The 10,535-nt window shown below is 52.9% G+C and carries 6 protein-coding genes and 1 pseudogene; 5 read left to right on the forward strand and 2 right to left on the reverse strand.

Features of this window, described 5'->3' with window-relative positions; all coding sequences use genetic code 11:
- Nucleotides 1–2,060: 2,060 nt before the first annotated feature.
- Nucleotides 2,061–2,678 carry a hypothetical protein gene (locus JCM13583_RS11240; protein WP_162509868.1) on the reverse strand — a complete coding sequence of 206 codons (618 nt, stop codon included), beginning with the start codon at nucleotides 2,676–2,678 and terminating at the stop codon, nucleotides 2,061–2,063.
- 643 nt (nucleotides 2,679–3,321) lie between these two features.
- On the opposite strand from JCM13583_RS11240, the gene JCM13583_RS11245 reads away from it, so the two are divergent.
- The 5 genes and pseudogenes from JCM13583_RS11245 to JCM13583_RS11265 all read left to right on the forward strand — a co-directional run bounded on the left by JCM13583_RS11245 (nucleotide 3,322) and on the right by JCM13583_RS11265 (nucleotide 8,993).
- Entirely contained in the window at nucleotides 3,322–3,621 is a 300-nt protein-coding gene (locus tag JCM13583_RS11245) for a hypothetical protein (RefSeq protein ID WP_171823631.1), read from the forward strand.
- Between the two features lie 655 nt (nucleotides 3,622–4,276).
- A complete protein-coding gene (locus JCM13583_RS11250; protein ID WP_075057743.1) occupies nucleotides 4,277–4,615 on the forward strand; it encodes a hypothetical protein in 339 nt (112 codons plus the stop codon).
- Nucleotides 4,616–5,007: 392 nt separating this feature from the next.
- The gene (locus tag JCM13583_RS14300; RefSeq protein WP_075057744.1) at nucleotides 5,008–5,268 is read left to right on the forward strand and encodes a transposase; all 261 of its coding nucleotides are present in this window, start codon (nucleotides 5,008–5,010) and stop codon (nucleotides 5,266–5,268) included.
- A 262-nt stretch (nucleotides 5,269–5,530) separates the two neighbouring features.
- The gene (locus JCM13583_RS11260; RefSeq protein ID WP_171823632.1) at nucleotides 5,531–5,704 is read left to right on the forward strand and encodes a transposase; all 174 of its coding nucleotides are present in this window, start codon (nucleotides 5,531–5,533) and stop codon (nucleotides 5,702–5,704) included.
- A gap of 153 nt (nucleotides 5,705–5,857) precedes the next feature.
- Nucleotides 5,858–8,993 (forward strand): annotated as a pseudogene (locus JCM13583_RS11265) (PDZ domain-containing protein).
- Nucleotides 8,994–9,082: 89 nt separating this feature from the next.
- Here JCM13583_RS11265 and JCM13583_RS11270 read toward each other — a convergent pair.
- The gene (locus JCM13583_RS11270; RefSeq protein ID WP_075057745.1) at nucleotides 9,083–9,496 is read right to left on the reverse strand and encodes a hypothetical protein; all 414 of its coding nucleotides are present in this window, start codon (nucleotides 9,494–9,496) and stop codon (nucleotides 9,083–9,085) included.
- Nucleotides 9,497–10,535 lie beyond the last annotated feature (1,039 nt).

The following is a 10,535-nucleotide window of genomic DNA, read 5'->3' on the forward strand; positions in this document are numbered from 1 at the left end:
ACCACGGCCCAATTGATGTGAACGTTGATGGAGATAGGCTGCGCCACCAGTTTACCGTTCATGTAAAAATTACCGTACATGAACTGATAAGGAAAATCAACCGCCCCGGCTTCCTCCGCCTGATTCGACCCCCCCCAACTCACGTTAAACCACTGTTCCACGGCTGACGAGTTGACCCCCCCAATTATGAACTGCACGCTGGTCCACTTGCCAGGAGCCAAGCGAAAGGGCCGATAGGGGGGGATTAGACGACGCATGTACAACCTCAACCACCGGGGCCATGGACGCTGTCATGGCCAAAATCAAGATTAATGCAATCACTCTCCTTGATATCGCTTTCATCTCTTTCCCCTCTTTCTTTTGAAATCATCTTTAGACGGCCCGAAATTGTCAAGGAGGTACCCCGCGACCGTTGCCCCCGATAAGGCTGAGGACGCCCCCACCAGTAATTTTTTAGTGTTGAAATCCCCCTCGTTGAACCAATGCGCGAAGAGGGCATACCACGGGGGGGTTGCTTTGAGAAAGTTACGATGATGATAGGCTGAACAGGTCCGTAATTCACAAGGAATTTCCATGAGGAGGGGGGGTGGGGGGGGATGTAGCCGGAATCGGGATTAACATATGCTCTATAGTATAAAGTTCCCGGTAGGACATAAAAGGTACCATTAGCACTTCCCAGTCTACCCACGCCAATAGACATGTTCACTTCGCTGTATGGAGTCTGCACGGTCTCATTAACATCCAAATACCAGCTAAGCGAAAACGGTAGCCCCCCCTGCACGACGAAAGATATGTTGATAGCCTGGTAGAAATAAAAGGTGTAGTTTTGTTTACCGGAGATAAGAGGGATGAAACCCCCCCCAATGGAAAGCCAATAAAGTTCCCCCCCACGTACTTATAGATGCCACCAACGGGCTGCCAGGCTTGGAAATAGGCATCAAAGCCCACCAGGCCCGCGGTAGAGACGTAGGCACTCGACCCGTCAGGGATGCTTTCATTGATGGTTATCTGCCTCCCAGGCGTCTGTATCCATGTCTGAATGGTCCAGTCGTACCCGGGGGGCAGCCCAACTTCGCTGACTGTAATATATGAAGGAATGGTAGTAGATTCAGGTAATCCTCCCGTGGCATGTGCATTCGGGATACCCGGGGCGCTCAAAACAAGCAATGCCAATACAATCAACCCGATTCCAATTATCTTAAGCATTCAATTCCTCCTCCTTCTTATTCTATTCAATTCATCCCTTTCCCCCCCGTTTCCTCTTATTCCGAAAGCCACCGTTGAGGCAAATAAGACCGCAATCACAACGTAGACAATCGGGGGGGAATATACGGCTTGGGAACGGTGCTATTGTGGTAAATGTTTTGAATCACGGTCCTCGTTTGTTCAGTGAAATCTACCTCCATCATCCTGAACCACTGATGCGGATGCGAAGAGGCATTGACCAGGAATATCGATAACGAATCGTTGTACAGGGAATGGCCGTAATCAAAATTCAAGGGCCCGACCCCGCTGTTAACCCCGAAAAAATTCCCGGAAGGGGGGGCGGTGCCCCCATGATTCAATCACCCGCCCCCTGGACCCGTCAGATTAGCCACGGGCCAAAAGTTCGTCATAAAGGCGTATACGAGGTTGCAAGTGTACGTGAACCCATAATACAGGGGGGGCCGATGAGCTGCACGGGGGGGGAAATACTGGAATTTCCGGTATCCAACAGCCCGGGGGGGTGACATTGCCCCCGTAAACGTAATTGACCGGGCCGGTTCCCCAATGCAAAATAGGGACCTGACCCGTGGTATACCATCCCGGGCCGGTGAGGTTCTCTGTTAGGTCAATTTCCAGGTCTTGCCAACCGTTAAACTGGGTACGATACCCGGGGGGGTTGAGGTTGAGGGAGGGGGGGATAGCCCCCTCTATTGAACTGAATACCAGGAAAATTGTAATAAAAAACGAGAAAAATAGGAGGGATTTCACGGTTTTCCCTCCTCACTTCCACCTTCCTCTCCTTTTCTCTTCTTGTTCTCCTCCTTTGAAGGCCAATAGCAGTATTATTATCAGGACTATAGCCCCCGATAATATACCACTGATACGTAGTCCAAATCGAGGCGGGGGGAATTAGCCACGAATGTCAAGGAAATTGTTTGCCCTGATGAACCCGTTCCTTTTGATTGCCCTGATATAATCTGGTATCCCGTGACGGGGGGGTTTACCACATAGGAGTACGACCCGTTAATGCCCGAAAAGATGATTGTATTCGTGGTAGAGGTTTCTGTTTTACCGTTCAGGGTAATCGACCACATCGTCACCCGCGGGAGGCCTGATTCCTGGAATTCCACGGAATAGGTATTGGGGATGGGGAACGTAACGGTTTGAACTATCGCTTTACCGGCGACGGCCAATGCCCCGGCCCGCGGTGAAATCGTGTACCCGGAAGGCCCGTTGATTGTGTAAATGTACGTACCATTGGGCTCGTAGAAGTTTATGGTATTCGTATTAGAGGTGATGTTGTATCCATTCATTGACACGGTCCACATGGCCCCTGAGGGTAGACCAGTCTCAAATAATGTAACCTCGAACGTGGCGAGAGAGCTGAACGAGATGTGGACAAAGGCCGATGAATTGGAAATGGTAACCGTTCCGGATGCCGGGTTAGCCACGAATCCCTGAGGCGCTATCACGCTGTATTGATGGACCCCCCCGTCAGAGAGGGATACGAGGATATAAGGCGTTATTGAAGAGTGCGTAACCCCCCCGTTAATCCGATGGACCAATTTGTATACTGCGGGAGGCTTGTTTCCGTGAAATTCAGCGTAAAGTTTTCGGGGGGGAGGAACTTAACTACGCTTGATACCGTGGAACCGTTAATATCTATGGTACCAGTGCGCGGGGGGATACGAGGGTGAAATATTCAGGGATTAGGGTAATGTTATAGGAATAGGTTCCATTTACCTGGAGGAAGGTTAAAGCCGTATCCTTAGCGCTCTGCACGAATCAGTTCAACGTGATGTTATAGGAGGCCCATGGGTATAGGCCCTGGGGGGGGTGAAAACCGCATTGTAGACCGCATCGGTGAATGTTATATATTTTATGACCTGGGCCCCCCCGTTGACTGTAAAGGTTCCGGCTGAGGGGGAAGCGATATAGCCCGGTGATAGCCCGACTGTATAAGAATAGGTTCCGTTCAGGAATCCGTAAGTTAAGCCTGAGAAAGATATTGTAGATGTGGTGCTTGAATTATACAGGCCATCCACGTCAATGAACCATTCGGTACCCGGGGCAAGGCCAGTTTCCACGAAGGTCACTGCATATGTTCTTTTCGGGATGAACACGATGGAAACTGGGGGGGTAGAACCGCTCACTGATACCGTTCTTGATGAAGAAGAAGTGGTGAATCCAGGGGGTACAAAAACGCTGTACTGGTATGTACCGGGGAGTACTGAAAATACCACGGGCGACCCCCCCCAATTGACCATGCCGTTGAAGGATACAGAGAAAGCCATGCCTGATGGTAAACCGGTTTCCTCAAAAGACACGGAATACGCGCCGGTAATGAAAATGATAGTTGGAAGGATTACTGAGCTCCCGTGCACCGTGAACGACCCGAATTCACTCGTTGAATAATATCCTGATACGTTTACGGCTGCGTAGTAGTCGTATGTTCCATTAGAAAGGGGGGTGTAGATACGGAATCAGCGCCGGCCGATGTAGAGATTACGAGGGGGGGGATACGTAATTTGTATAGTTCATGGCCAAAGGGAATATGTCCACGGAGAAATGGTCAGCAGCTTAAGCGGGCTACAATGGCGTTTAACCAGGTTGCTTTGAACATATCGGAACAACATATTGAGTTACTACCGGAGTACCCGCATACTAATTTGAACCATTCCAGCCTTGAGATAAGCAGTGCAACATTCGACAACAACAGCAATCAGACAATTCTGGAATCCAGCAGTAACGCAGTTGTAAGCAAAATACAGTCTATACATATGCTTTCACCATGACCACTGAAAACCAATGCAACATCATCTTACATATATGATGATCTGGTCCTCAGAGGGGGGGCAGACTTGCGTATCCTGGGATACAGCCTATTATGACTGTACAAATACAACCACCATAAACTTGACATCTGGCAGTTCTTCAGGCCCTTCAGGTTCCGGCCGTTTATATAAGCTTGGCAATTCCTATGTGAACCACTCCCCCCCAAAATGTTTTTACATCAAAGGCTGGCACACATCCATATGGCCTCATGCATTTCCGTAGAGGTTGGTGATAAATGGACGAAGAGAGGAGGAAAAAACTCATAAGGGAAATAATCGTACTTTTAGCTGGCTCGGCTTTATTTCTCTATTTCCTTAGCCTTGGAGCTGATTATTTTTATATTCCATCTGTAATCGGATTGATAGGCTTTGAGATTGTAGTTACGGTGCAGATTTACAGGATTTTCATTTTGGTTAATAGGCCCCCCCTTTTGGTTCGCAGGTCCATCTTGGCTGGTAGGAGGATACCAGGTTACCTGTACCAGCTAATATGGACAATTGGATTTCTTCCGATTATTTGGGCAGAATGGTGGACGTATCCCTCCCGCAGCATCACCCATTATTCGATACTATGATTCACTGTATTCATATTCATCCACAGCTGTTCCAAAAGACCTCTTTCTTGGGATTCTGACACTAATAGTGGTCGTAAACATTCTTCTTGTAATAAAGATTAGATCCAAAACAGCACTAGGGAACGAAGGAACAGGATAGAGTTCACTGATTCACCACCATCAGAGTAGAGTACAATGAAAATCATCCATCTGAGTTGTGGAGATCAATGAGAAGTGGTCATTGAGAATATTGAGGAGATTCTATAAATGCATGGGCAAGTTCAATAAAATTTCCGGAAGAGGTCCCCCCCTTAACCGTACACAAAATACGGGACACTAAGAAGCAGGGCAGGCTGGAGATAGTCTACGATGAGGTCACGGACAGGTGGTACGCCCACATCCCCCCCGTTGAGGTGGGTGTTGAAACAACCAAGAAAGGTAAGCAGTCCAGGCACGTCATTCACGGTGAGAGGAAGTCAATACAGGTCGCTTCGCCAAAAGGTAACAGGACGGCCTCTATTGACCTGGGCATCAATGTCCTGGCTTCCGTGGTGGTAGTCGATGGTACCTGGCTGCTGTACAGTGGAGTCAGGGCAAAGGAGGGCCACTTCTACTTCGAGAAGAGGGTTGCTGGAGTACAGTCACTTGCAGATGAGGCCAAGAACATCGGTTAATACGGAGCTTACGGGGGGGAGTCAGAAAGAGAGAAGGGGCAGCCGTTCAAGAAATTGCAAAGGGGGGGTTTTCTTCACCTGCACAGAACGTTGGCGAGCGGTCTTGTTGAGGGACTCCATGGGCTTGGCGTTTCCACCATCTACCCGGGCTACCCTTACAACATTGGTCAGGATAAGGGCAATAGGTACACGGTGAATGTCTGGTCTTGTCGCGATTTAGTACAGGCGATAGAACTGAAGGCCCAGCAATAGGGCATGAAGGGTGTATAAAGTCATGGAATATAACACGTCAAGGTTCTGTGCTTATCATGGTGTAGAAGTCAGGAGGTATCCAAGAGGAGTGGTTCACTGTCCTTTCGACCACAGACTGCACAGCGACCTAAACGGTGCCTTGAACATTCTGAAGAAGGCCACGGGACCATCGTCAACACGGTGAAGAAACCCCCCCTCTCTTTCAAGGTAGACCATAACCGAATAGCTCCCGTAAGGGGGAGTAACGCCCTAGACCCAGGCAGAACCCTCGCCCTTTAGGGTGGGGAGTGGGTCATAGTGCGCAAACATGTAATAAGGTGAGTACACATCACGCACTATGAGCATCCTACAGAACCCGGACATAAGGGGCAGCGACATTGTATTTGTGTCAGGCGGCAGGCTCTTCCTCCACAACACCGGCCGGGGGGGGAGTACACAGCTCCTTGTATCTATCCCCCCCAATGCCCTTGTCACATCTGCCAGGTTCTCACCAGATGGCCACCACGTATATATGAGAGTGACCGAGGGCAGGTCGGGGGAGTGTGCCGACATTTACAGGCTATCGCTTTCAGACGGCACGCTCAGGCGGCTCACTTTCCTGTCCGGGCTCAGCGTTTCCAGGAGGCCATTCACCGATGTGGCTGGTTTCACAGCTTCAGGCGACGTTGTCATAGCGACCGAGACCATCTCACCCTTCAGCGGCACACAGTACCTGTACAGGCTCTCGGAGCACGGCTCCCTTGAGCCATGAACCTTGGCCCTGGCCACAGGTACTTCGAGGTCGGGAGCGAGGTGATCATAGGGAGGGACACCTTCGAGCTGCCGCACTGGAAGGGTTACAGGGGGGGAGGCACCGCGGGAAGGTGTGGAAGGGATCGGAGAAGGGCGGTTTCAGGAAGATCATAGACCTGGAGACGCACATCTCTTCCCCCCCGACGGTGATGGGTAACAGGATATACTTCATAACGGACCTGGACGGCTCTGGCCAGATATACTCCACGGACCTAGATGGGAAGGACCTGAGGCGCCACACGGACTTCAGGGACTTCTATCCCAGGAACCTGAACTCCGACGGCATGTCGCTCGTCTTCAGCATGGGTGGCGACATATACACAATGGGGGAGGACGGGAGGCCACGGAAGGTGGAGATATCTGGCATCCCGGGGGGGCAGCCCGAGAAGGCCGTCTTCAAGGCCAGGGACTACCTGGAGGCCTACTCTGCCACCTCTGGAGACATCCTGGCCGTGGTGAGCAGGGGCCAGGCCATGGTCATAGACGCCAGGGGGGGCAGGCTCCTCAGGACGATAAAGCCGGAGGGCCGGGTCAGGCAGGCAGCGGTTGCAGACGGTGGCCGGGTCGTGACTGTCGAGGGCACTATAGAGGGTGACAGCATAGTCTCCTACAGCCTTGTGGACATGAAGAGAGAGGTTCTTTTCTCGAGCGATTCTAACATATTCGAGATGGGCGTCTCAAGGGACGGCAGGTATGTTGCAATTGCGCTGGACGACTTTACCCTCAGGTTAATAGATACAGGGAGCAGGAATGTGGTAACAGTGGACAGGAGCAGTGTGGCCATGATCACGGACTTCTCATTCTCCGATGGCGGGGGGGATCTCCTGGCATACTCGCTGCCCACAAAGCAGACCAGCACAGCGTCATACGAGCAGGCCTCCCTGAGGGTCTTCGATATCGGTTCCAGCCGTTCATACCAGTTGACCACTGAGAACGGCCTGGACTATTCACCCTCGTTCTCTCAGAACGGCAATTACATCGTGTACCTTTCCAACAGGTCCCTTGACCCTTCAAGGGACAGGCTCATCCTCAACTTCGGCTACTCTCTGATCTCAAGGCCTTTCTTCGCGCCTCTCAGGGAGAGCGTGAGGAACCCGTCAAGGAAGTTCCCCTCAGGCATAATGCCGGAGGCTGGCGAAGTGGCGATCGAGAGGGCACTCATGAGGTCAGAGCCCATGGCTGTCCAGCCTGCGGACTACAGGGGGGGTGTGATAGCGGTGGAGGATGGCCTGATCCTCCTCAGCGTACCGGTACAGGGCTCGCTCAGCTCCTATTACAGCGACGGTGGTGAGAAGGGAGTCATACAGAAGTTTTCCTACTCAGACGGCAGTGTAAAGGACCTGGCACGTGACGTCCTGGACTTCTCCATCTCGGTTGACAGGAAGAGGCTCGTTTACAGGAAGGAGGGCAACAGGCTCTTCTACCTTGACCTGGACAGGCCGGAGAAGGAGAACGAGATACCACTCGATCAGATCGAGATCTACACATCGCTCAGGGAGGAGTTCATGCAGATGTACGATGAGGCCTGGAAACTGGCAAGGGACAACTTCTGGGACAGGGGGGCGTGCAATTGAGATCGCGGAAAGGATATACGAAAAGTACAGGGCCCTCGCCGGGAGGTGCGAGACCCGTTCAGACCTGAGCTATGTGATAACGGAGATGCAGGGCGAGTTCAGGACATCTCACTCCTACGAGATGGGCGGATCCTTCACGGGCGGTGAGGCAAAGCGGCCAGGGAAACTAGCCTGTGACTTCGTGTTCGATGGTGAGGCCTACAGAATATCGAAGATATATGTTGGCGACCCATCCAACGAGAACGAAAAATCACCTCTTCTCCTCTCTTCCCTGGATCCTGAGGTCGGGGGGGATGCTGTCATCGAGATCGATGGAGTGAGGCCTGGCAGGGAGGTCAGCATTTACGAGGCCCTCATGGGAAGGGCGGGCCAGAGAGTGCTGGTCACACTGAGGAAACCGGATGGGACCGTTAAGAGGGACTTCGTGGAGGTCCTGGCGGACGACAAGTACATAAGGTACAGGGACTGGGTGGAGTCCAGGCGCTCCTACGTGCATGAAAGGACTGGAGGGCGCGTTGGGTACATCCACATACCTGACATGGGCGTGAGGGGGGGCTACAACGAGTTCTTCAGGCAGTACGTGGTGGAGGCATCCAGGGATGCCCTGGTCATAGACGTCAGGTACAACGGTGGCGGGTTCGTGTCACAGCTGCTCCTCGAGCGCCTTGCTCTCAGGAGGCTTGGGTACGACAGGCCAAGGCGCGGCACACTCATGCCCTACCCCACAAACTCTGTGGCTGGCCCAATGGTGGCAATATGCAACGAATACGCAGGCTCCGACGGAGACATATTCTCCTATTCGTTCAGGGCCTTGGCCTGGGCAGGCTCGTGGGTACCAGGACATGGGGGGGAGGGGGGGTGGTGGGCATAAGCCCGAGGAGGAAGCTCATAGACGGGACGGTGCTTTCCCAGCCGGAGTACGCTTTCTGGTTCACAGACGCTGGCTTCAGCGTCGAGAACCACGGTGTGGACCCGGACGAGGTCGTTGAATACCCGCCGGAGGACTACCTGGCGGCCAGGGATCCACAGCTGGACAGGGCCATAGAGATCGCTCTGCAGGAGCTGGGGGGGAGAATGGAGGTAAGGCTGCCGCCGCAGCAGTCATAGGCCCGCACTGTATCTGCCAGGGCCGCCCCCTCCATCCTGCCTGGAGTAAAGGATCCCGAGCATGGTCGCAGCGGTCACGAGGCAGTATATCAGGGTGAATATGAGCCCTGAGCAAGCAGGGCAGGCAGTGAATATCCCGGGACGGGGGGGTGTGCGGAGGCGTACGCGTTAAATGAGGGTAGGAAGAGCGCCACGTAAAAGCCCAGGACATATGCCATCGTCATGCCCAGGTACTTGCCGATTGGGTCCCTCGCACTGTACCTCAGGACGCTCACCGCACCGTAGAACGCAAGCGCACCCAGTGCGCTCACAAGCAGGTGTTCTGCCAGCCCCCCCACCGCCACCCCCCCCGGCCACCTTATCGTGCCCAGGATTATGGCGTCCATCGGCATGACCTGTGCGGGGGGGAAGAGAACAGAGATCAGGGGGGGTAGGTACAGTGCAGCAGCTAGGCCGCCGACGGTTCCGGAAGCTGCGGCGAGGCAAAGGTTCCTGAGGTTCATTGCTTACAAATCTAAACCGTATGTATCAACCTTGTGGAACAACCTGCCACAGCGGATATATCTGGCGTACGGTTCGTATTATCCGTTTGGCGAAGGGTTAGAAGCAGGGGGTTGGGGCCTGAGGCTAAAACTGGAGTCGCTCCGCCCCCCCTGGCCCTCCGCGCCATACATGGCCCCCCCAGGACCACGTATCTGAAATCCCTTTCGTTGGTATCTGCAATGTCCAGCTCCATTTTGACCTGCATGCGGAGTCCTCAGCAAAGCTGTTAGACCACGGGGGGGGCCTTCAGGGTGGGGCTTATCCATCTTTACTCAAACCTCATTATCAGATCATTGTGAAATCGCTGGGGGCCAGGGCAAGAGAGAGCGCCCGATCTGTATTCCGGCTCTGGATTGATTGGGGGCTCCAGGCTGATATCGTAATACAGGCTTCAGAGAACAAATATCTTATGCTCATAGAGTTTAAGGTCACTGAGTGGGGGAACGGCCACCATAGGTAAACCCAGGGATCACAGGTCGTGGGTAACATCACACACAGAGTGCCCGAACTGCAAGGCAAAGTTCAATTTTAGGCGCTCAAAATGGGGGCTCTGTCAGCGCCGTGAGGGTAGGCCCGGACTGGGTACTCATCTGCCCATCCTGCCATACCAAGCAGGGCTTTCATCTATACAGGGGTGAGGTGGAGGGTTTGCCCGTCATTACTGATGGGTCGTTCAGTGCATTCTCTATGGGGACAATTGCAGCAACTCTGGCCCTGATAGTTTCTATCCTTGCGCTCTATTTTGTTACGGCAAGAGGTGGCAGCCCGTTCATGCTGGCTGCTGGGGGTTGCCATGTCGTTCATCGCGTATTTGATCTTCACGCTCTACTGGGGCATCTTTACAAGGAAGGTCGCCAGGGCAAACATTGTGAGGCAGTGGCCAAGGTGATATGCTCGACCTTGACTCACTTCATGGGTATTAAACATCCTATGAGCACCTCTCAGTTCATCTGCCAGTACCTGTAAACATCAGGTGATAAATTCGATGGACCGGTCGGT

It is taken from the genome of Thermogymnomonas acidicola JCM 13583, assembly GCF_001316105.1.
Taxonomy (GTDB): Archaea; Thermoplasmatota; Thermoplasmata; order Thermoplasmatales; family Thermoplasmataceae; genus Thermogymnomonas; species Thermogymnomonas acidicola.

Bases quoted from the DNA above. Each gene is read 5' to 3' on its own strand.
- JCM13583_RS11250 (WP_075057743.1), top strand. From the start codon at position 4,277: ATGGACGAAGAGAGGAGGAAAAAACTCATAAGGGAAATAATCGTACTT.
- JCM13583_RS11245 (WP_171823631.1), top strand. From the start codon at position 3,322: ATGAACACGATGGAAACTGGGGGGGTAGAACCGCTCACTGATACCGTT.
- JCM13583_RS11270 (WP_075057745.1), bottom strand. From the start codon at position 9,496: ATGAACCTCAGGAACCTTTGCCTCGCCGCAGCTTCCGGAACCGTCGGC.